Below are 20669 nucleotides of genomic sequence, written 5' to 3'. Positions count from 1 at the left end.
GCCCGGGGGGCGGCGGGGGGGGGCGGGCCCCCCCGCGCGGCGCCCCCGCCCCCCCCCCGCCCCCCCCCCCCCCCCCCGGGGGGGGGGGGGCCCCCTCGGCCGGTCAGCCCGCGGCGCGGGGTTCGCCGAAGCGGGACGCCGGTGCCAACCCGAGGTTGTCCCGCAACGTCGTGCCGGTGTACTCGGTGCGGAACACCCCGCGGTCCTGCAGCAGCGGGACGACCCGGTCCACCACCTCGTCGAGGCCGGACGGGCTGACGTGCGATCCGAGGATGAACCCGTCCACGGCCTCCTCCCGCACGTAGCGGTCGATCTCGGCGGCCACCGAGGCCGGGGTGCCGACGAAGACGTTGCGGTCGAACACCTTCGTCACCACCTGGCGCAGCGTGAGGCCTTCCCGGCGGCCCAGTTCCCGCCAGGCTTCGGCGGTGGCGTGCGCGTCCTGGGTCAGCGGCGCTCGGCCCTTGATCCACTTGGGGGCGTCCGGCGTGGGTTCCAGGTCCGGCACCGGGCCGTCCGGGTCCACATCGGACAGATCCCGGTTCCACACCATCTCGGCCAGCACGATCGACGTGAACGGATCCACCTGGCGGCTGCGGATGTCGGCGTGCCGGTCGCGGGCGTCGGCCTCGGTGTCGCCGAGGATGATCGCCGCCGACGGCAGGATCTTCACCTCGTCCGGGTCCCGGCCCGCCTTGCGCACCCGCGCCTTCACGTCGGTGTAGAACGCGCGCGCCTCGTCGAACCGCTGGTACCGGGAGAAGATCGCATCCGAGTTCGCCGCCGCGAAGTCCCGCCCCGCCGGGGACTCCCCGGCCTGCAGCACCACCGGGTGCCCTTGCGGGGAGCGCGGCGTGGAGAACCGCCCGGCGATGTCGAACTGCTCGCCGCGGAACGAGAAGTCGCCGACGTGCTCGTCGCGCAGGAACCGGCCGCTGTCCTGGTCGGCCACCACCGCGTCCGAGCCCCACGAGTCCCACAACCGCCGCGTCGCCGCCAGCGTCTCGCCGGCCCGCTCGTAGCGCTGCGAGGGGTGCAGGAACCCGCCACGCCGGAAGTTCTCCCCGGTGGGCGCGTCGGAGCTGGTCACCACGTTCCACGCCGCCCGCCCGCCGGAGAGCAGGTCGAGGGTGGCGAACTTGCGGGCCAGCTCGTACGGCTCGTTGAACGTCGAGTTGATCGTCCCGGCCAGCCCCACGTGCTCGGTGATCGCCGCCAGCGAGGCCAGCACGGTGAACGTGTCCGGCCGCCCCACCACGTCCTGGTCGAAGATCGCCTCGCCGCGAGTGCGCAGCCGCAGTCCCTCGGCCAGGAACAGCAGGTCCAGCTTGCCGCGCTCGGCGGTGCGCGCCCAGTGCTCGAAGGACGCGAAGTCGATGTGGCTGCCCGAGGCCGGGTCGCTCCACACGGTGTCGTGGTTGACGCCGGGGAAGTAGGCGCCGAGGATCACCTGCTTGGCCGCGCTCATCGGGCCACCTCCGGGGTGCTCGCGTACCTGCTGGCCGGTCGGGCCAAGCCGAAGCGCTCGCGCAGGCTGACCGAGTCGTACTCGCCGCGGAACACCCCGCGCCGCTGGAGTTCGGGCACCAGCTCGTCGGCCAGCGCGTCCAGGTCGGTGGGCAGCACCGCGGGCCGCAGCCGGAACCCGTCGAGCTCCGGCGACGCCGCCCGCCACTCCAGCAGCACGTCGGCCAGCTCGCCGGGGGAGCCGGTGACGATCGCCGCGTCGGAGCGCAGCGGGGCACCGGCGAGCCCGTCGAGCCGCCCCACCCGTTCCCGGGCGGCGGCGGGGTCCGCGTCCACCGCGACCACCAGCTCGGCGAGGACGCGCAGCGGGGCGCCGGTGCGGCCCACGGCCTGCTCGGCGGCCCGCACCTCGGCGACGATCCGCGGCACGTCGCTCGCCCGCTGCGGCGTCACGAGGACCACGTCCGCCGAGCGCGCCGCCAGCTCGTAGGCGGTCCGGCCGTGCGCCAGCACCACCACCAGCGGCTGGCCCTGCGGCGGGCGCGGCACGATCCCCGGCCCGCGCACCGAGAAGAACCGGCCGGTGAAGTCGACGTGGTGCAGCTTGTCCCGGTCCAGGAACCGGCCGGTGGCGGCGTCGCGGATCTCGGTGCCGTCCTCCCAGCTGTCCCACAACCGGCGGACCACTTCGACGGCGTCCCCGGCCTCCTCGAACAGGTCGGCCACCGCGGCGTCGACCTCCGGGGTGCCGAGGGCGTCGCGGCGGATCTCCGGCAGGGCGCGGCGACCGAAGTGGGCGGCCTCGTCGGAGCGCACCGAGGTCTGCACCCGCCACCCGGCGCGGCCGAGGCTGTCGTGGTCGAGCGTGGCGAGCGCCGAGGCGAGGTGGAACGGCTCGGTGTGCGTCGTGGTGATCGTCGGAACCAGGCCGATGCGGCTGGTCAGCGGTGCCACGAACGCCGCGATCAGCTCCGCGTCGAGCCGCCCGCGCACCCGGTCGGTGCGGCGGTCGGTGGTGCTGAGGTGGTCGTCGGACTGCAGGCCCAGCGCGTCTTCGATCGTGGCGAAGTCGAACAGGCCCCGTTCGGCGGCCCGGACCAGCGCGGTCCAGTAGCCGGGGGTGAACAGCGCTTGCGGCGTGGCCTGCGGGTCGCGCCACGCGGTGGGATGCCACCCGGCGCCGTCGAGCGCGACGGCCAGGTGCAGCGGGTGCTCGGGATGTGCGGACATGCGGGGACGGACCTCCTGCGGAGGGAACGGCGCGGACGGGACGCGAGCGGCGTGTTCAGCGACAGGCCGCGCTGGCGACGCGCAGCAGGTCCACGTGCCGTCGGCGGGCGCCCCGGAAGCCGGGGCCGCGCACGGTGTCCCGCATCGGTTCCTCCCTCGCCGGGCGGTGGCGAGCCGGGCGGAGCCGGGATTCTCGCTGACCGCACCGAGAACTCTACGTTCGCCGCGCCCCGTCGCGCCAAGATCGCACCGGGGTGGCCACGATGCGGGACACCGCAGGTGGTGGGTCCCGCTGCGGCGTCAGAGTTCGGCGAACCGCGGCACCAGGTGCTCGGCGACGACCTCCGCCTCCGCGGCCAGCGGCCACCCTGCGAGGATCAGGTCGGTGAGCCCGGTGCGTTCCCGCACGTCCGAGACGACCCCCGCGATCCGGTCCGGGGTCCCGACGAAGTACACCGCCGACGAACCGGTCGCGAAGATGTCCAGCGGCGACCAGGCGGTGATGCCCGCGTACAACCCGTCCCCGATGACCAGGTCCGCCGGTTCCGGGATCCGCCCCGCCAGCAGCGAATCCACCCAGCCCTGCCGCTGCGCGTCGCGGGCGGTGAACGTGGCGAGGTCCTGCCTGCCGTGGGTGCGCCTGCGCACGGCCCCGTCCAGCACCTCGGTGATCCGCTCGACGCCGGTCTCCTCGAACAGGGAGCGGAACCGCTCCAGCGCCTCCGCCCCGGTGCGGCGGGTGATGACGCCGGCCAGCGCCCCGAATCCGGTCAGGTCGCGGCGCTGCGCGGCGGCGGAGGCGCGGGCCGCGTCGAACTTCTCCCGCAGGAAACCGGGATCGCGCATCATCGTCAGGTACGTGTCGAGCACGTGCCCCGAGTTCTCCAGCCCCGCGGCCGAATCACCCGCGCCCCAGATCGGCACCCCGTCCGGCCGGGTGGGTTCCAGGCGCAGCGGCGTGTTCGGGAAGTTCGAGTCGGCACCTTCGGCGTAGAGCTCCCGGAACCGCTTCCAGTAGTCCCGGCCGAGCTCGTAGCGTTCGTCGTGCTCGGTGTCCAGGTCGTAGCGGGCGAGGATGTTGTCCCGCCCGTTCACCGCGTTGATCAGCAACCGGCCACCGCTGAACGCGTCGAAGGCGAGCGCCTTCTCGGCCAGCAGCCGCGCCGGGATCATCCGGGCGTAGACGGCGACGAGGAACTTCATCCGCCGGGTCTGCGCGGCGGCGAAACCGGCCGAGACGAACGGGTCGTTCGGCCAGGTCGCCACCAGCGCCCCGTGGAACCCGCCGCGGTCGATGGTGCGAGCCAGTTCCGCGTAGCGGTCCGCGTCGAACGGGTGCAGCCCGCCCGGGCTCCACGGGTACCGCCCGTCGGCGGGGGTGAGGTACCACAGCGTCCGGATGCCCACGGTCATCGCCGCCCGGTCGGCGCGAGGTCGATGCGCGCACCGGCGCGCAGGTCCGCGGGTTCCACCGCGGCGAGCGCGTCGAGGAACGCGGGCACGAACGTGCCCGGTCCGCCGCTGCGCGGTTCGGCGCGTTCGGCGGCGACCGCGAAGTGCGCGTGCGCGGCGACCAGCGCGGTGAGCGGGTCGGGGGCCACGGCGAGGTAGGCGGCGCTGAGAGCGCCGAGGGAGCATCCGGTGGCGGTGACCTTCGGCAGCAGCGCGCTGCCGCCGTGCACCCGGACGGTGGTGATCTCGCCGGTCGCGGTGCGCCCGGTGATGTGGTCGACGGGCCCGGAGGCCGACACCACGTCGGTGCTCGCCAGCAGCGCACGCGCGGCGGGCACCGACTCGGCCGCGTCGGAGGCGCTGTCCACCCCGCGCCCGGAAGCGGCCGTCCCGGCCAGCGCGGTGATCTCGGAGGCGTTGCCGCGGATCGCGGTCGGGTGGTGGGCCAGCAGGCCGCCCGCGAGCTCGGTGCGCCACGGGAGCCCGCCGACGCCCACCGGGTCCAGCACCCACGGGTGACCGGCGGCGCGCGCGGACTCGGCGGCGGCGGTGAACGCGGCGGCCTGCTCGTCGTGCGGGGTGCCCAGGTTGATCAGGACCGCGTCGGCGACCCGGGCGAACCCGCCCGCCTCGTGCGGGTTGTCGATGACGGCGTTGGTGGCGCCCGCGGCGAGCAGCACGTTGGTGAGCAGGTTCGCCGACACCAGGTTCGTCAGCGACTGCACCAGCGGGGTGCGTTCGCGCAGCAACGCCAAGGTGTCGGCGGCCGCGGTGGCGTCCGGGAAGGGGTGGGTCATGGGTTCGGTCCTCGTCGAGGTGGTGGCTGGGTGCGGGGCGGTGGCCGGGTGCGGGCGGTGGCCCGGACATCGCCGCGCGGGCGCGCTCACGTGCCGGACCTCGTCACCGGCAGCGACGGGTCGGCCGTCCACTCCTCCAGCGACCCGTCGTAGACCCGCACCGAGTCGTACCCGTCGAGGGTCAACGCCAGCGCGCTCAGGCACGCGGAGACGCCGCCGCCGCAGTACACGACGATCGGCTCGGCGGCGCCGGCGAGCGCGGGACCCAGTCGTTCGGCCAGCCGCGCGGGGGCGGCGACGGTGCCGTCGGCGTCGAGGAACCCGGCCGCGGGCAGGTTCCGGCTGTTCGGAATGTGCCCGCGACGGCGGTAGCGGGTGGGGACGGTGCCCGCGAAGTGCTCGGGGGACAGTGCGCAGAGCAACGTGCCCGGCCGCGCGCCGGTGCTGATGGCCAGCACCTCGTCCCGGTCCGCCCACGCTTCCGGTACCGGCTCCGCGTCGGGTTCCGCGTCGGGTTCCGCGGGGGCGGCTGCGTGCTCGCGCACCGGCGCGCCCCGCTCGACGGGCGCGCCGGGAAGCCGCAGCCAGGCCGGCAGTCCGCCGTCGAGGACCCGGGCGCGCACCCCGGCGCCGCGCAGCATCCACCAGGCGCGGGCCGCCCACTGCATCCGCCCGTCGTCGTGCAGCACCACCGACGTGCCGGGGCCGACGCCGCACCGCGCGAGTTCCGCCCGGACCTCCGCCGGGCTCGTCCGTCCGAAGTGGAATCCGGCGGCCGGGTCGGCGAACCGGGTGCGCAGGTCGAGGTGCGCGGAACCCGGGATGCGAGCCCATTCCCAGCCCGCCCGGCCGGACTCGGCGCGGTAGTCGCCGTCGTGGCGCGGGCTCGCCATCGCGACGGTCACGTCGGCGACGAACAGCTCATCGGGGCGCGCGGCGAGCTCCGCGGCGAGCTGCTGCGCCCCGACCAGCACTTCCCCGCGGTCCGGCACGAGATCCCTCTTTCCGTCGACGTACGTATACGCGAGCATACACACGGGTGGCATAGGCTGAGCGGGATCGGATGGACGTGCGGGACGAAGGAAGTCGAATGGCCGCGAGCGCGAACCGGAAGAAGCCGGACGGGACCGAGGAGGGTTTCGACCAGGCGGCGCGGCAGTACTGGCGGCTCCGGCAGGACGTGCTCGACGGCGCGTTCCCCGCCGGTGCGGTGCTGATGGAGACCGCGCTCAGCGCGGAGTACGGCGCCTCCCGCACCCCGATCCGCGAAGCGCTCGCGCTGCTCGAACACGACGGCCTGCTGGAACGCGCGGTACGCGGCTACCGAGTTCGGGCCGGGCGCCCGGAAGACGTGGTGGAGATCTACGAAGCGCGGCTCGCCCTCGAATCCGAGGCCGCCGCCACCGCCGCGCTGCGCCACACCGACCTGGACATCGCCCGCTTGGAACACCACCACCGGCAGTGCTGCGGCTCCGCCGCGGACGACGAGGTGCGCGCCGGGAACTTCCGGTTCCACGAGGCGTTGTGGGAGGCCGGGCACAACGCCACCATCACCGGGCTGCTGGTCAAGCTCACCGCCCAGCTGCGGATCTACGACAGCGGGCCGCCGCGCGCCTACGGCGACTTCGACACGCTCAACACCGAGCACGAGCGGATCCTGCGCGCGCTGCGCGACCGGTCTCCGGACGACGCCCGCGCCGCGATGCGGGCGCACCTGCAGCGCAGCCTGGAGCAGCGCATCCGCCTCACCCTGGAGGGCTGAACGCGGAACGGCCCGCGGTGCGTGGTGCGCCGCGGGCCGTTCCGGTGCGCGGCGGTGTCCCGCCGCGGCCGATCAGTCGGTGGTCTCCTGCTCGTCGGTGTCGACGGCGGAGTTCGCCAGGTGCCGCTCACCGGAGCGCGCGCCCCAGAAGTAGATCAGCAGCGCGACGACGGCGACCAGCGCGCTGTCCAGCGGTGCCGGGATCAGCTCGGTACCGCCGAAACCGCCCAGCGCCGAGATCGCGAACAGCACCACCAGGTACGTGACCAGCCACGCGCTCTGCCGCAGCTGCGCGAAGAACACCCCGCGGTACTTGGTGATCAGCGCGAACAGCGGCACCGCGAGCACCGCCAGCGGCAGCACCACGCTCAGCTTCTCCCACTGCGACCAGTAGATGATCTCGGCGGAGACCACGAAGCTCAGCGGCGTGATCCAGCGCATCCCCGGCACCCAGCCGGACACCGCGTCCGGGCGGGCCCGGCGGAACGCGGCCGCCGACACCGCGGCCACCGAGTAGTTCAGCAGGAACAGGTTGCCCGCCACGCCGATGATGTCCTGCCAGCCGTCGAACGGGGCGAGCAGGATCAGCGCCAGCGTGAAGTTCACCAGCAGCGCCGCGCGCGGCACCCCGGACCCGGCGTGCACCTCGGTGACCCGCTTCGGCAGCACGCCGTTGCGCGCCATCGCGTAGGTGACGCGGCTGTTGCCCGCGATGCCCACCAGCAGCGCCCCGCCGGGGGAGATCACGGCATCGGCGTAGAGCAGCGCGGCCAGCCAGCCCAGGTTCAGCAGCAGCGCGAGCTCGCCGAACGGAGAGCTGAAGTCGATGCCGTGCCAGCCGCCGGCGAGCGCGCTCTCCGGCACCGCGTACAGGAACGCCACCTGCAGGCCCAGGTACAGCAGCACCGCCAGGCCGATCGCGGTGAGCACCGCGCGCGGGATGTCCCGGCGCGGGTCGCGGGCCTCGGCGGCCAGGTCGATCGTCGGTGCGAAACCGTTGATGGTGTAGATGATCCCGGCCGTGGCGACCGCGCTCAGCGCCGCCGTCCAGCCGTACGGCGCGAACCCGCCGCCCGCGGCGACCGGATCGCCGCCCTGGGAGAACCCGGAGGCCAGCAGCGCGGCCAGCGTGATCACCGGAACGCCGAACTTGATGGCGGTGAGCACGAAGTTGACCCGCGCGAACAACCGGACGCCGAACCAGTTCAGCAGCATCACCAGCGCCAGCAGCCCGGCGGAGAGCACCAGACCGGGGGCGGTCAGCGCGCCGTCCTCGTAGAGCCACGGCAGGTAGTGGCTGGCGTACTGGGTGATCGCGGAGGCTTCGGCTGCGGTGGCGCTGCTGGTGGCCAGCAGCACCGACCAGCCGACGATCCCGGCGGTCAGCGGCCCGTTGGACAGGAACGGCCACCGCACGATGCCGCCCGCCACCGGCCGGCTCGCGCCGAGTTCGATGAGCACCAGCGCGATGAGGGTGAAGGCCGCGCCGCCGACCAGCCAGGACAGCAGCGAGGCGGGACCGGCCGCCTGGGCGGCGTACTGGGCGCCGAACAACCAGCCGGAGCCCATGATGCCGCTGAACCCGATCGCGGTCAGGCTCCAGAAGCCGAGTTCCTTGCGCAGGCGGGGAGTGTTCGCCGAACCGTCCGATGTGGACGTGGTGTCGGCGGGTGGTGCTGGGCTGTTCATGGTGTTTCTCGGCTTCCCGGGGGTCAGCGGTGGACGCGCGCGGGCACCCGGAGGGCGGGGCGCGTCACGGGGAATCGGCCCGCGGCGGCGATGCCCGCGGGCGAGCACTTCCTGATCGAGTGCGTGATCGTTTGTACCCGAGCGGGCGGAGAGCCGCAAAAGCCGCTTGGCGCCCCGAAATCGGCGCGCGGAACGCGCTGGCCGCGGTGGTCCAGCGCGTACCACATCGTGGGAAGGGATGATCCGGGCGCGGGAGGCCCGGCGTCCGGAACCCGGGCGAACCGGGCGGATCAGGCCGCGGTGGCGGCCGGGTCCGCGGGGTGGATCGTCACCCGCAGGTCGCTCCGGTGGATCTCCAGGACCTGGCGGTAGGGCAGCAACGACCACTCCGCTTCCGCGGTCGGCAGCCCGCTGGAGCCGACCACGACCCGGTCCGCGGTCGCGTGGTAGCGCAGCCGGAAGAAGTCCGGGCCGCGGCGCTTGCTCACCTCCGACCGCGGGTCCTCCTCGGAGTACGCGTACAGCGCTTCCTCGGTCAGCAGCAGGCAGTTCAGGCTCGCGAATTCGGTGGCACGAGCCCGGATCCGCGCGGCCGCCAGCGAGATCGCCGTCGCCGGGTCGTGCTCGCGCAGCAGCGCGCGCAGCAGCAGGAAGTAGCGCTCCGAATCGGTGTTCCCCGCCGCGGTGGCCAGCAGCTCCGCCGGGATCACCGCGTCCAGCGCGTCCCTCGGAGCGAAGAAACCGTTGTGCGCGAAGGCGATTCCCGGCCCGACGAACGGGTGCGTGTTCTGCGGCGCCACCGGGGAGCCCGAGCTGGCGAGCCGGATGTGCAGCAGTCCCGAATCCAGTTCGGTGCGCGTCGCCGCCGCGAACCGGGCCGAGTCGTGGGCGGCCGCGACGTCGCGCACCACCGCCGCCTCGTCGCCCGCCCAGGACGCGATTCCCCAGCCGTCCGCGTGTTCCCGCGACAAGGCCAGGAATTCAGGGATTTCCTCCGCCAGCAGGTCGCCGAGCGCCGCGGGCTCGCGGGCGACGACACCGAGCAAACGGCACATGGCTACTCCCTGGGGGCGGAACGGGCGGGGGTGGGCGTCGGGAAATCCCTCACCGGGAATCCCGTCTCCTGGGAGTGAAACTACGCCATTCGCCGATCACCGGTCGCCGTGCGGTGCGCCGCACGGCCCGGCGTGAGCGTGGTCACGCCACCGACCGCGCATCGGAGGCGCCCAGGCGTGGCCGCCCGGCGCTCCCGGTGGGGTGCCACCCGCCTGCCGCCGCTGGGCACGCCCGGTCCTGCGGTGCGCCGCGCGGCGGGTTTCGGCGCACCGACGGCGCGAATCCGGTGCGGGGCGGTGGAAATCTCGCCGCGGGGGCGTTCCGATCATCGGTTGTGGCGACATCGCCGCAGGTGACAGCCTCGTGTTCGTTCCGAAGGGGAGTAGCCCGCAAGCCCGCCGTCGACATGCTGAGAACCCCGCGTTCTCCGGCGGCGGCGCCCGGTCCAGGCCGGGTGGGCGAGACCTTCGGCCAGCCGTCGCACCGCTTGGCCGAGACCCCCTGGACGTCACGGCGAGGCGCCACCGCCCAGGAAGGAACCCTCCCCGTGTTCGTCAAGCTGCTGCGCCCGATCGGGCTGTGCGTCGCGCTCACCGCGCCCGCGCTCGTCGTGCGCGCCACCGGAGCGACTCCGGCGCCGCTGCTCGGGCTGCTGCTGTTCGGCATGGCCGTCGTCGCCGCCTCGTTCGTGCTCGCCTGGGCCGCCGAGGCCGCGCAGGTCGACATCTCCGGTGGCCTGGCGATCGCGATCCTCGCCGTGATCGCCGTGCTTCCCGAGTACGCCGTCGACCTGTATTTCGCCTACACCGCCGGGTCGAACCCCGAGTACGTCGCCTACGCGGCCGCGAACATGACCGGCTCGAACCGGTTGCTGCTCGGTCTCGGCTGGTCCTCGGTGGTGCTGATCGGGCTCGTCGTCGCGAAGAGGCGGACCGGCGCCACGGTGCGCGAGCTGACCCTGGACTCGCCGTACCGGGTGGAACTCGGGTTCCTGGCCATCGCCTCGGTCGTCGCGTTCGTCGTGCCCGCCACCGGGCAGATCTCGCTGCTGCTGGGCTTCGCGCTGCTCGGGTTCTTCGCGTTCTACCTGTGGAAGGTCTCCCGCGCGGAAGCCGAGGAGCCGGACCTGGTCGGCCCGGCCGCCACTATCGGGCGGCTGCCGAAGCGGCCGCGCCGCACGCTGGTGGTGCTGCTGTTCGTCTTCGCCGCCGCGGTCATCCTCGCCTGCGCGGAACCGTTCGCGCACAACCTGATCGCCGCGGGCACGGAGCTCGGCATCGACCGGTTCCTGCTGGTGCAGTGGCTGGCGCCGCTGGCCTCGGAGGCGCCGGAGTTCATCGTGGCGATCCTGTTCGCGGTCCGCGGCAAGGGCGACGACGCGATCGGCACCCTCATCTCCAGCAAGGTGAACCAGTGGACGCTGCTCGTCGGCAGCCTCCCGTTGGCCTACCTCGCCGGTGGCGGGGGAACGGCGCTGCACCTGGACGCCCGGCAGGTCGAGGAGTTCCTGCTCACCGCCACCCAGACGCTGCTGGGCGTGGCCGCGCTGCTGGCGCTGCGGTTCCCCCGCTGGGCCGCGTGGACGCTGCTGGGACTGTTCGCCGCCCAGTTCGCGCTGCCCGGTCAGACGGCGCGCTACGTGCTGTGCGCGGTGTACGCGGTGCTCGCCATCGCCGCGCTGATCCGCAACCGGCACCACGTCCTGCCGACCCTCGCGGCCCCGTTCCGGCGCAGCACAGATGACGAGGAAACCCCGCAACCCATCACCACCGGCACCTGACGGACGGAGCGGCCCGCCCGCCCCCGAGGCCGAACGGGCCGCTCCGAACCGCAGTCGTCGAAACCAGGCCGCAGGTCCTGCAGTGTCTTGTCAGCGGCGCAGCCGCTGAGCAGCGACCACCAGAGCAAGGTGACCAGCCGCGGGTTCTCAGCGGTTCCCTCGCGAGGACAGCGATTTCTCCTGTGGCGGAGCCACCGGTGACATCGATCCCGCAGCGGGGGAACCGCTGAGGTTCCGCCACCCGAGAACTACGCGAAGCGATCAGCTCACCCCAGCGCGGAGCGTCTCCGCGATGCGGGCCGCCGAGGTGCCGATCCCGGTCGGACCGCCCAGCACCGCGGCCGCCACGACCGGCGCCGCGGCGGGCTGCCTGCGCAGCGCCGACTCCTGGTAGCGGTAGCAGCCGTCGTGCCACACCAGGATTCCGGACAGCCAGTTCCGCAGCTCCTCCACGTAGCCGAGCAGCACTTCGCGGGCCGCGTCGTCCAGGTCGAACTGCTCGAACAGCGCGGGCAGCTCCTCGGCCACGACGTGCTGGAACTGGCTCATCCGCGCGTTCATCAGGTCGACCACGACCCGCACCGCGCGGTCCTTGTCGCAGTCCAGGAAGTTCTGCACCACCAGGATGCAGTTGTGCAGCTCGCCCTCGTACTCGATCTCCTTCTGGTACGAGAACACATCGTTGAGCAGGCACGCGTAGTCCGCCGCCGCGTTCTCGATGGACCGCAGCGTCCGCGTCCGGTAGATCCCCGGCGGCACCACGTTCCCGTGCGAGAGCCGGCACAGGCTCATCGTCAGGTCCGAGCCGAACGTGCGGCGCCGCATCTCGATGTAGTCCACCGGGTCGGGGATCCGGTTCTGCAGCTGGTTGCCCAGCTCCCACAGCCAGCTGTCGATCATCACCACGATGGTGCGGCGGAAGGTGCGGCGCGCGTCGGTGCCCATCGGCGCGGTGGTGCGCCGCCACAGGTCGAGCAGCGACACCTCCAGCGCGTTCGCCGGCTCCGGCACCGGCTCGTCCTCGACCGGCATGAACAGCGGCAGCCGCTCGGTGCACGCCTTCGCCGAGGCGTAGTCGCCGGTCCGGCCGAACACCACCGGGTAGAAGTCGTCGCCGTAGGTGCCCCACGCCAGCCAGTCGGTGCTGAGCTCCAGCTGCTCGGCGCTGGCGTCCGGGTGGATGCCGGAGGCGCACAGGGCCAGGTCGAAGTCCCGGATCAGCTGCTCGGTCCACACCGAACCCTCCAGCAGGCCCATCCGGTGCGCCCACTCCACGGTGTGCTCGCGGGCGTGGTCCAGGTGCGGGCTGGACTTCGCGGTGAACGGCATGTCCATCGCCTGGCGGGGGACCGGGCCCACCGGCTGGTACGGCTGGTGCCGGAATGACCGGGCGCGCTGCGGTGCGGTGCGCAGCAGCGAGGTGGCGATGTGCGCGGCGGAGGTGCCGAGCCCCGTCGGCCCGGACAGCCCGTTCGCCGGGATCGGGTCGTCGCGGGTCTCGCCGTTCATGTAGCGGCTGGAGCGCAGGTGCCACTCGTGCCCGCCGGACTGCCAGTCCTGCAGGCCCTTCACGTAGGCGAACACCCCGGCGCGCGCGGCCGGATCGACCTGGTGCTCCTCGAACAGGGCGGGCACCTCGGTGAGCGCGGTGTGCTCGAACTGGTGCAGCCGCGAGGTCAGCAGGTCGTTCACCGCATCGGCGGCGTCCTGGGTGGAGCAGTCGAGGAACCGCTCGAACACGAGCACCCCGTTGGACAGCTCGCCCTCGTCGAGCACTTCCCGCTCGTAGGAGAACAGGTCGTTGCGCAGGTGCACCGCGTCGGAGAACGTGTCGCGCAGCACCTCCATCGGCCGGGTCGCGGCGATCTCCGCGGGCACCTCGGCGTTCACCGCGTGCTCCACCAGGTTCGCCGACCAGGGGGCGCCACCGACCTTGCGCCGCATCTCGACGTACTCGATGGGGTTGGACAGCCGGCCGCGGTTGATGTTGTGCAGTTCCCACAGCGATTCGTCGAGCAGGTTGCGGGTGCTCTCCACGAACCGGCGCCGCCAATCCGCCGACCGGGCGGGCACGGTCCGGTTCCACAGGTCGGCCAGGCCGCCCTCGACCGGGTTGCGCGGGGTCTCGGTGATGGGACCTTCGATCGGCATGAACAGCGCGAGCCGGTCCAGGTGCTCCTGGGCGGCGGCCATGTCGTGGGTGCGTTTGTAGAGCTCCAGGAAGTGGTCGTCGAAGTAGAAGACCCACACGTACCAGTCGGTCACCAGGTCCAGCTCGGGTCCGGGCGCGTCGGGGTGGGTGTAGGCGCACAGCAGCGCGTAGTCGTGCGCGTCGAAGTCCTGCTCGTCCCAGATCGGGATGCCCTGCTGCGGGACGTCGATCATGTCCTGCTGGTAGGCCCATTCCTTGGTGTGGCGGCGGGCGCGCTCCAGGTGCGGGTTCAGCCTCGCCGGGTGAGCCACGTAGAACTCGGGCAGCTGGAACGGTTGCACGTGCGCACCTGTCCTTACTCCGCCGGGGCGGCGGTGGTCGGCTGGGGCCGTCGGATGCGCCGTCCGGCCCAGGGGAGTGGTCCCGGTGGAGCAGGCAACCAGGTTTCGATCAGCGGGCCAAGATCGCGCCGGTAGGTGCACTCGATCGAGAGGGAACGCCTCACCCGCCCGGCCCAAGGAACCGGCCCGGGATTCGTCGCGCACCGTCAGGTGCTTGGTCTGATCGGGTGGCGGTTCAGCGGTCGGCCTCCGGCGCGGGACCGGTCGGTGGTGCGGTGCACCTGGCCAGCCGGGCGGCGAGCTCGGCGAGGGTGTGGTCGTAGACCTCCCACAGGTCGAGGTGGACGTGGTGCCTGCTGCGCAGCTGCAGCTCCAGCTCGGCGATCTCGATCGGGTCGAGTTCGAGGTGGTCGCGGATCCGGTCCTCCGGGTGGCGGGCGGACGGGGCGAAGCAGAGGTCGCTCAGGATCGCCTGGGCGCGGGCCAGGTCTTCGCCGCTCATCGGGTCACCGGGGCCGCGGCCGTGCACAGCGGGATGCGCATCGTCTTCTCCTGGATCTCCGCGGGTGCGGGGGAGTGCGGGGGCGCCCGCGCGCCGTCGCGCCGAGGGCGGGAATACGTTGCGGCGCGGGAAAAGCCGCGCGGCCGGACCGCGGTTCAGGTCCGTGGATCGGGACGACCGGCGCGCGCCGGCGATCGACCGCCGGAAGGCGCGGCCGAGCATGGCAGCGCCCTCCTGCGCCGGGCAAGGAAGATCCGCGACGGCTACCCGTTGGAGGGAGGTGCACCGCGCTCGCGGGGCGGCGTCGCCCACCCCGATCGACCGTCGGTGATCGCGAACGAGCCGGTGATCACTCGACGCGGGGACGCAGGAAAACGCTTTCGGTGGTCGTCACCGCAGGTCCCGCTCGTCCATGATGGATCAATCCCGACCCATCCCCTCCGCCGGGGCCGTCCCCGGCCGAGGAGGTCCGGGCCCCGCGGTCGATCGAGCGGATCTCCGCCGACCGCGAGCCGGCGCAACGACGCGCCCGCTGCCGGAACAACCGCGATCCCACCCCGGGACCGGGGTCACTGATCGCTCCTCGAACGCGCCGGCGCCGCACCCCGGACTCCCTCCGGTCCGGTCGCTCCGGCGTCGGTGGGAGCAGCGGTGGAACAGCGAAGGAGTCGAGTCGATGCGTGCTCAAGAGCAACCGGAACTCCAGCGGATCCCCGGCCGAGGCGGTGTGGAACCCGGGCAGGGCTGGGGCGGCCTGCGGGCCGCGCTGGCGCACCCGGACCGGGACACGGCCGATGCGGCCTTCACCCGGCTCGCCCGCCAGCTGCTCGACCCGGCCGCCGTCGGGCCCGCCGACCTGATCGGGCCGATGGAGGTCCTCACCGGACCGCCGCACCCCAACCGGCCGCGGGTGGCGCTGCTGCTGGGGTTGCTCGCCGGGGAGGACGCGACCCGCTCCTACCTGCCCGGTCAGATCAGGGACGTGTTCACCGAACGTCTCGCCGCACCGCTGCGGCTGCTGGAACGCCCGGACACCGAGCAGTGCCTGCGCACCGCGGTCCTCTACCTGCTGGCGCACTTCCCGGCGCACCGGGACCGGATCCTGCCGGTGGTGGCGCGCGTCGCCGACGAGCACGAACTGGCGCGCGTCCGGCGCTGCCTGACCGTGCCGGACCTCGACGATCCCGCCTGCGCCGCCGGGATCGGGCGCGCGTGGCCGTCCCCGGAGTTCTGGGCGCGGCTCTCGCCGAGCCCCGGTCCCGCGCGGACCGGGACGGAACTCGCGGACCTGTGGGACGCGGAGACCGCGGCGCTGCTCGCGTACCAGGGCGCCCGCGCGGAACACCAGGTGCAGCAGGAGATCGGCTGGCCGGAGCTGCCCGATCCCCCCGAGTTCACCGGCACCGTCCGGCCCGGCGCGTACCGGCGCCTGCTGGAGCACGACTCGACGGCGGGACGCCACGCCGAACTGCTGCGCCCCGCATCCGCCACGGTGCCCGGCGCCAACTGGGGCGGGACCGTGTCGGTCCGCGACGAGGACGCCTACCTGCGGCGCAACCTGCGTCCCGCGCCGGGCCCGGTGCTCGACGTGGCGTGCGGCGCGGGCCGCTGGACCCGGGTCCTGGCCGAACAGGTCGGCCCGGAACGCGTCCTCGGCCTGGACTCGGCGGCGGCGGTGCTGGAGGTCGCCCGGTTCGCGGTCCCCGGCGTGCTGTTCACCGAGGGGGACGCGCGCGCGTTGCCGTTCCCCGACGGGTTCCTCGGCGCCGCGAACTGCTCCGACGCGCTGCACGTGCTGCCGGAACCGCGCCGGGTGATCGCCGAGGTCTCCCGCTGCCTGCACCCGGCGGGGACGTTCACCGCCACCACCTACCGGCGCGGCGCCCGCTCGTTCCAACGCCACTTCCAGCGCTGCCACGAACGGGTATTCGGCCTGCGCTCCTTCGAACCGGAAGAACTGGCGGTGGCCTTCGACGAAGCGGGCCTGGACGTGGTCGACTCCAGCGGCCCGGGCACCTTCCTCTTCCTCACCACCAGAAAACGAGCGTGATGGCTAGCTCCGGCAGGGCCGAGGCCGGACTCACCGCTCGGGTGGCGTTCCGGCCTCGGCGATGCCGAATCCGGCGAGCGCGGTCCCGGCGTCGTACAGCGTCCACTCGGGCAGGCGGACGGCGTCGGGCTCGGCATCGACCGGGTCGAGCAATGAACAGCGGCGGATCATCCGGTGCAGGTGGTGCCCGGCATCGGAGTCCGCCGTGCCACCGCTGTCGATCAGCACCGGGTGCTCCCGTCCGTCGTCGCGCCGCACGATGGCGTCGACCGCGTAGCCGTTCACCCTGCCGCCCAGCTCGATCCGCACGTCCGGGGCATCGGAGATCAGTTCGTACAGGCGCTGGGCGGTGTCCGTGGGCGATCCGTCCCGTCCGGTGCGGGCGGCATCGGTGAGCTCGGCGGCGCGGACCAGATCGCCACCGATTCCTCGCCCCCGCCAGAATTCCCTGCCGCCGACGACGATGAGGTGCGAGCGAGCTCGCGTGATCGCGACGTTCCACAGGTTCAGCTGCCGGTTCACCCAGTTGACCGCGCCACGGCGCATTTCCGGAGCGGCGACCAGGGACAGGACGATGACGTCGCGCTCGCCGCCTTGGAAGGTGTGCACCGTTCCGACGCGGACGCGTTCCTCGGCGCGCAGTTCGTCGGCGAGCAGGTCCTTCTGGGCTTTGAACGGCGTGGCCACGCCTATCGTGGCGTGCGCCGGGAGCCTTTCGAGGAGGTAGGCGACGCAGTTGCGCACCGTGGCGACTTCGGCGCGGTTGACCCACGAATCGCCCGAGCGAGGACGTTCCGACCGGCCAGGTGCATCCGCCCAATTCACTGCAGCTCGACCTGCGTCGGGACGTCCCCTGACATCGGTGAGCACGGTGAGTGCGCCGCCGTAGAAGAGTTCGTTGGACACCGCCGCGATGTCGGGGTGGCACCGGTAGTGCTCGTCCAGGAGGAGACTGCCGCTGTTGGCGCGCTCGGCCGCGTGGAACGCGGAGTGGCGCTGGTAGGCGAGCCGCCGCTGTTCGAGGAAGCCCGCGGTGACGCCGGTGCGGCGCCGGATGAGCGCTTCGCGTCTCGCTTCGATGGTGGTGATGTGTTCGAGCTGCATGACGTCACCGATGATCAGCGCGCGCTTCGCCCGGAACAGCAGCGGCAGGACCTGCGGGATGGAGCACTGGCTGGCCTCATCGATGATCACGAGGTCGAACATGCCCGGGCGAGGGGGGAATCGCCGGATGGACAGGCTCGTCGTCGCCCAGGCCCGAACGTGCCGGAGCGCGGTCAGCCGAGCCGACCAGGTGCGCGATTTCGTCGACAGATCTTGGACCGTGGCCCGGAGATCCGCTTTCCCCGCGTTGACCGCGGTGTCTGCGGCGACCTGCCAGACTCGTCGGGAAGCGGCTCGCAGTGCGGTTTCCGCCGCTTCCGCCGACGCGGCGAGCGATTCGTCGGAGGGCATGCCGAGCACTGCATCGCGGTGGCGGGACCACATGGTCTGAGCCGCGGCGAAGCCGGCGACATCGAGGCACGCCTTCGCCGGCTCCGAATCGACCTGGACGTCGAGCGCCCGCAGCAGACGAGCGCGTCGCCAGGCTCCGAAGAGTCGTGCGGCAGCGACCTTGCGGGCCCTGGCCTCCCACCGCGCCGATCGGGAACCGAGTCGCGCAGCGAGTCCCGCGATCGTGTGGCCGAGGGATCGCGCGTGCCGGCTCCGCTCGCGCCCCGCGGTGAGCATCCGCGCCTCCAGTCGCGCCTTGCGCGCGAGTTCTCGCTGCACGCCTGCACGGTCGTCGACCGACCGGCGGTGCTCCGCGAGAGCGGTGGCGAGGTTCCACTCCGGCCGCTGGTGTTTCGTCAGCCGCTGCAGCGCGTCGATCTCGTGCTGCAGGTAATCCTGCTCGCCGGTGCTCGACCCGGTGCGGACCACGCTGTCCGGCAGCAGCTCGTCGCAGCGCCGCCAGATCTCGTTCACGGCTTCGTTGTTGGTGGACACGACCAGCACGGACTGCTGGTGGGCGACCGCGGGCGCGACCGCGTTCGCGACGAGCTGGCTCTTGCCGGTGCCGGGCGGTCCGGTGGCCACGGTGAGCCGGTGCGAACTCGCCGACCGCAGCACAGCGAGCTGCGCCTCGTTCGCCGCGAGCGGCGTGACCGGATGTCCGGACGCCGTGGTGGGTTCCGCGCGACGCTCGGGCAGCAGCGCGGCCAGTGCGGTGTCCCGGATCCGGTCGGCGTGCGCGGCGATGTGGTCGAGGTCTTTGACCAGGCTGTTGCCGCCGTCATCGGAGCGGGAGACGCGGATGAGCACCGCTGCGTTGCGGGCTCCGTCGCCGGGCGACTTCGCGTCGATGGACTCCTCGAGGAAAGCCGGTTTGAGCTCCTGCACGCAATCCAAGCCGAACTCCGTCGCCAGGAGGTTGCGGGCATCGGTGGCCATCCGGTCCTGCTGGCCGGCGTGCCAGGTCGGTTGGTACGTCGCGATCAGCTCGGCCGCCTCCGTCTCGCCGAGCTGATCAACCGCCAAGCCAGGATGCGGGGTCACCGGTCCGTACGGGCGGAGCCGAGGCCGCTCACCGTCGCCTCCGCCGACGAGTTCGACCCGGCGCATCAGCAACGGCGCGAATCTGGGCGAATCCCAGACAGGCCGTTGCCGCGCGCGGTGGAGCATGACGGCCGGGTATCCGGCCCACAGCTCGTCGTTCGGCCCGGCCGCCGCGAGGAAGGGGCCCGCCGATTCGGGGACCTCGGTGGTGCCGTCCTCGTCCAGGTCGCCGGACAAGATGCGTTCAGATCCGGGCAGGCACGCGTAATCGCGGCCGTGTTCGGACACCGCCAGGTACGGCGTCTCCACCTTGTCATCCAGCACGCAGGACCGGTAGTAGTCGATCAACTCCTGCCAGCCGGGATCTCCCTTCGCCGTTCTCCCGACGGGATGAGCGGTGCCCGTCGGCGATTCCGCCGCTGCGGCTTGGCGTGCCGGTTTGAGCACGGGGGGTTCGCCCACGGGGGAGGAAGCGATGACGATCCGGTCGGTGACCCCGAACGAGGACTTCGTGGGGACCTGGCCGCGCTTCCCGCGGAGTCGTTCGCTGACGTGCTCGAATAACTCGTCGACCGATACGGTCCCGGAACCATCCTTGGCGACCTTGCCGGTGCGCAGGGCTTCCACCACCGCGCCGGTGAAGACCGAGGGTGCAGGGCCATCCGGCGTGTCCTCACCGGAGAACGACTCCTCCGCGGCTCCCGAGGAGCTGAGCACGTAGACGCCGCGGCTGTTCAGCGGTGCGTCCTGCCCGGATTTCGCCGCGCCTCGCGCCGGGTCGGCGGTGCGGAATCCGAGTGCGAATCCGCCGCTGCGGCAGGAGTCCAGCATCGCGACCTTGTGCGCCGCCCAGCACCGCTCCAATTCCCCGTTGACGAATCCGGCGGGCACCCCCGTGGTGGCGAGCCGGTCGTGCAGCGTGTCGGACGCGATGAAGTGGAATTCACCGGTGGTCTCCAGCGCCCGCACCCCGTGCCCGGAGAAGTAGAGGAAGGCGAGTTCGTCCTGCTCGCGTTCGTCGAGGAATTCGGCGATCTCGACGCGCATGTCGTCGGCGGTGCGATCGCTCGCGATCCGCACGGAGGCGAATCCGCCGATGCTGCGGTGTTCGAGCACCTGCTTGAGCTGCCAGACGTCCGCGCGGGTCGATGGCAGGGCCTCGAAGTGCCCGTCCTGGTAGTTCTCGGTGTGGATGAGGAGCGCGTGTCGGCGCAGCGTTCGGCCCGTCACCCCTCGTCTCCGAACGTGCGGAGGAATTCGCGCACGAGCTCTTGTTGAGCGGCACCCGGTTTGCCGGTGATCTCAAGCGTGGCGTCGCCCTTGGTGATGCGGACGACGCGACGGCGTTCTCGGCGGCACCACTCGGTGATCGCCGCGATGAGCACGGGTGCTGCCTGCTTCGAGGCGACTAGCGCGGTCACCGCCAGGACGAGATCGGTGAACGCGCCACCCTTGCTGCCGGGGGAGCCGGGGGCGGTTTCGGCGAACCCGACCGACAACCCGTCCAGTTCGGCCAGGTCGTCCCGCAACGACCGGGTCCACCGCTCGGTCCGCAACGGGTCTCCACCCGCGAGGACCTCGATCCGGTACGGCGTGCCCTGTGCCATGTGATCTCCCCGATCGTCCGGCGAAGCAAGATCGCTCGGGAGGGTAGAACGATCAGGCGCTTCCGCAGAACAGGTTGATCGAGTTACGCCTGGACGGAGTACGGCGCGGGTCGCGGCGGAGCGGGCCGGCCACGAGGAAGAACGGCATGGCGCCCGCCTGATCTGCGATGGAGGCGATCAGCGCACCGTCACCCGAATGCCGAGCTCCCCCGGGGGGCCCGGAGGGGCAGCAAGCGCCCCCCCCGG

General features: G+C 72.7%; 15 protein-coding genes. 3 read left to right on the top strand and 12 right to left on the bottom strand.

Annotation, left to right across the window (positions count from 1 at the left end):
• Positions 1 to 103 precede the first annotated feature (103 nt).
• The 6 genes from LCD35_RS12660 to LCD35_RS12640 form a co-directional block, all read right to left on the bottom strand.
• Positions 104 to 1468: an NtaA/DmoA family FMN-dependent monooxygenase gene (locus tag LCD35_RS12660; protein ID WP_224957751.1), complete on the bottom strand. Its 1365-nt coding sequence runs from the start codon at positions 1466 to 1468 to the stop codon at positions 104 to 106.
• Positions 1465 to 2697 carry an LLM class flavin-dependent oxidoreductase gene (locus LCD35_RS12655; protein ID WP_224966727.1) on the bottom strand — a complete coding sequence of 411 codons (1233 nt, stop codon included), beginning with the start codon at positions 2695 to 2697 and terminating at the stop codon, positions 1465 to 1467. The genes LCD35_RS12660 and LCD35_RS12655 overlap by 4 nt, the downstream gene beginning before the upstream one ends.
• Positions 2698 to 2752: 55 nt before the next feature.
• On the bottom strand, positions 2753 to 2842 hold the full coding sequence (locus LCD35_RS30730) for a putative leader peptide (RefSeq protein ID WP_344928209.1): 90 nt from the start codon (positions 2840 to 2842) through the stop codon (positions 2753 to 2755).
• A gap of 155 nt (positions 2843 to 2997) precedes the next feature.
• Positions 2998 to 4110 (bottom strand): LLM class flavin-dependent oxidoreductase, encoded by a 1113-nt coding sequence (locus LCD35_RS12650; protein WP_224966726.1) that lies wholly within the window; start codon positions 4108 to 4110, stop codon positions 2998 to 3000.
• Positions 4107 to 4946, bottom strand: coding sequence for a hydroxyethylthiazole kinase (gene thiM / locus LCD35_RS12645; protein WP_224957754.1), 840 nt, complete (start codon positions 4944 to 4946; stop codon positions 4107 to 4109). The genes LCD35_RS12650 and thiM overlap by 4 nt, the downstream gene beginning before the upstream one ends.
• Positions 4947 to 5032: 86 nt before the next feature.
• Positions 5033 to 5938, bottom strand: coding sequence for a rhodanese-like domain-containing protein (locus LCD35_RS12640; protein WP_225044235.1), 906 nt, complete (start codon positions 5936 to 5938; stop codon positions 5033 to 5035).
• Between the two features lie 98 nt (positions 5939 to 6036).
• Between LCD35_RS12640 and LCD35_RS12635 the strand changes: the two genes are divergently transcribed.
• Complete coding sequence (locus tag LCD35_RS12635) at positions 6037 to 6708, top strand: GntR family transcriptional regulator (protein ID WP_224957758.1); 672 nt, start codon at positions 6037 to 6039, stop codon at positions 6706 to 6708.
• A 72-nt stretch (positions 6709 to 6780) separates the two neighbouring features.
• Here the strand turns inward: LCD35_RS12635 and LCD35_RS12630 are convergent, their stop codons facing one another.
• Together LCD35_RS12630 and LCD35_RS12625 are read right to left on the bottom strand one after the other, a co-directional pair.
• Positions 6781 to 8397: an APC family permease gene (locus LCD35_RS12630; protein ID WP_224966724.1), complete on the bottom strand. Its 1617-nt coding sequence runs from the start codon at positions 8395 to 8397 to the stop codon at positions 6781 to 6783.
• Positions 8398 to 8687: 290 nt separating this feature from the next.
• Positions 8688 to 9452 carry a class II glutamine amidotransferase gene (locus LCD35_RS12625; RefSeq protein WP_224957762.1) on the bottom strand — a complete coding sequence of 255 codons (765 nt, stop codon included), beginning with the start codon at positions 9450 to 9452 and terminating at the stop codon, positions 8688 to 8690.
• 548 nt (positions 9453 to 10000) lie between these two features.
• On the opposite strand from LCD35_RS12625, the gene LCD35_RS12620 reads away from it, so the two are divergent.
• Positions 10001 to 11233: a sodium:proton exchanger gene (locus LCD35_RS12620; protein ID WP_225044234.1), complete on the top strand. Its 1233-nt coding sequence runs from the start codon at positions 10001 to 10003 to the stop codon at positions 11231 to 11233.
• Between the two features lie 261 nt (positions 11234 to 11494).
• Here the strand turns inward: LCD35_RS12620 and LCD35_RS12615 are convergent, their stop codons facing one another.
• Both LCD35_RS12615 and LCD35_RS12610 read right to left on the bottom strand, forming a co-directional pair.
• Positions 11495 to 13726 (bottom strand): germacradienol/geosmin synthase, encoded by a 2232-nt coding sequence (locus tag LCD35_RS12615; protein ID WP_225044233.1) that lies wholly within the window; start codon positions 13724 to 13726, stop codon positions 11495 to 11497.
• A 235-nt stretch (positions 13727 to 13961) separates the two neighbouring features.
• On the bottom strand, positions 13962 to 14228 hold the full coding sequence (locus tag LCD35_RS12610) for an acyl carrier protein (RefSeq protein WP_224957767.1): 267 nt from the start codon (positions 14226 to 14228) through the stop codon (positions 13962 to 13964).
• Positions 14229 to 14904: 676 nt separating this feature from the next.
• On the opposite strand from LCD35_RS12610, the gene LCD35_RS12605 reads away from it, so the two are divergent.
• Positions 14905 to 16278, top strand: coding sequence for a class I SAM-dependent methyltransferase (locus LCD35_RS12605; protein ID WP_224957769.1), 1374 nt, complete (start codon positions 14905 to 14907; stop codon positions 16276 to 16278).
• 30 nt (positions 16279 to 16308) lie between these two features.
• Here LCD35_RS12605 and LCD35_RS12600 read toward each other — a convergent pair whose 3' ends face one another.
• On the bottom strand, positions 16309 to 20046 hold the full coding sequence (locus LCD35_RS12600) for an AAA domain-containing protein (RefSeq protein ID WP_224966721.1): 3738 nt from the start codon (positions 20044 to 20046) through the stop codon (positions 16309 to 16311).
• Positions 20043 to 20423: a hypothetical protein gene (locus LCD35_RS12595; RefSeq protein WP_224957773.1), complete on the bottom strand. Its 381-nt coding sequence runs from the start codon at positions 20421 to 20423 to the stop codon at positions 20043 to 20045. The genes LCD35_RS12600 and LCD35_RS12595 overlap by 4 nt, the downstream gene beginning before the upstream one ends.
• Positions 20424 to 20669: the final 246 nt, after the last annotated feature.

It is taken from the genome of Saccharopolyspora sp. 6V, from assembly GCF_020176785.1.
Classification (GTDB): domain Bacteria; phylum Actinomycetota; class Actinomycetes; order Mycobacteriales; family Pseudonocardiaceae; genus Saccharopolyspora_C; species Saccharopolyspora_C gregorii.
This window is presented reverse-complemented; position numbering and strand designations above follow the sequence as displayed.

Excerpts from the sequence above, each read along its gene's own strand:
- LCD35_RS12660 (WP_224957751.1), bottom strand. The coding sequence starts at position 1,468 with ATGAGCGCGGCCAAGCAGGTGATCCTCGGCGCCTACTTCCCCGGCGTC.
- LCD35_RS30730 (WP_344928209.1), bottom strand. The coding sequence starts at position 2,842 with ATGCGGGACACCGTGCGCGGCCCCGGCTTCCGGGGCGCCCGCCGACGG.
- LCD35_RS12610 (WP_224957767.1), bottom strand. The coding sequence starts at position 14,228 with ATGAGCGGCGAAGACCTGGCCCGCGCCCAGGCGATCCTGAGCGACCTC.
- LCD35_RS12595 (WP_224957773.1), bottom strand. The coding sequence starts at position 20,423 with ATGGCACAGGGCACGCCGTACCGGATCGAGGTCCTCGCGGGTGGAGAC.
- LCD35_RS12605 (WP_224957769.1), top strand. The coding sequence starts at position 14,905 with ATGCGTGCTCAAGAGCAACCGGAACTCCAGCGGATCCCCGGCCGAGGC.
- LCD35_RS12625 (WP_224957762.1), bottom strand. The coding sequence starts at position 9,452 with ATGTGCCGTTTGCTCGGTGTCGTCGCCCGCGAGCCCGCGGCGCTCGGC.
- LCD35_RS12655 (WP_224966727.1), bottom strand. The coding sequence starts at position 2,697 with ATGTCCGCACATCCCGAGCACCCGCTGCACCTGGCCGTCGCGCTCGAC.
- LCD35_RS12630 (WP_224966724.1), bottom strand. The coding sequence starts at position 8,397 with ATGAACAGCCCAGCACCACCCGCCGACACCACGTCCACATCGGACGGT.
- thiM (WP_224957754.1), bottom strand. The coding sequence starts at position 4,946 with ATGACCCACCCCTTCCCGGACGCCACCGCGGCCGCCGACACCTTGGCG.
- LCD35_RS12650 (WP_224966726.1), bottom strand. The coding sequence starts at position 4,110 with ATGACCGTGGGCATCCGGACGCTGTGGTACCTCACCCCCGCCGACGGG.
- LCD35_RS12635 (WP_224957758.1), top strand. The coding sequence starts at position 6,037 with ATGGCCGCGAGCGCGAACCGGAAGAAGCCGGACGGGACCGAGGAGGGT.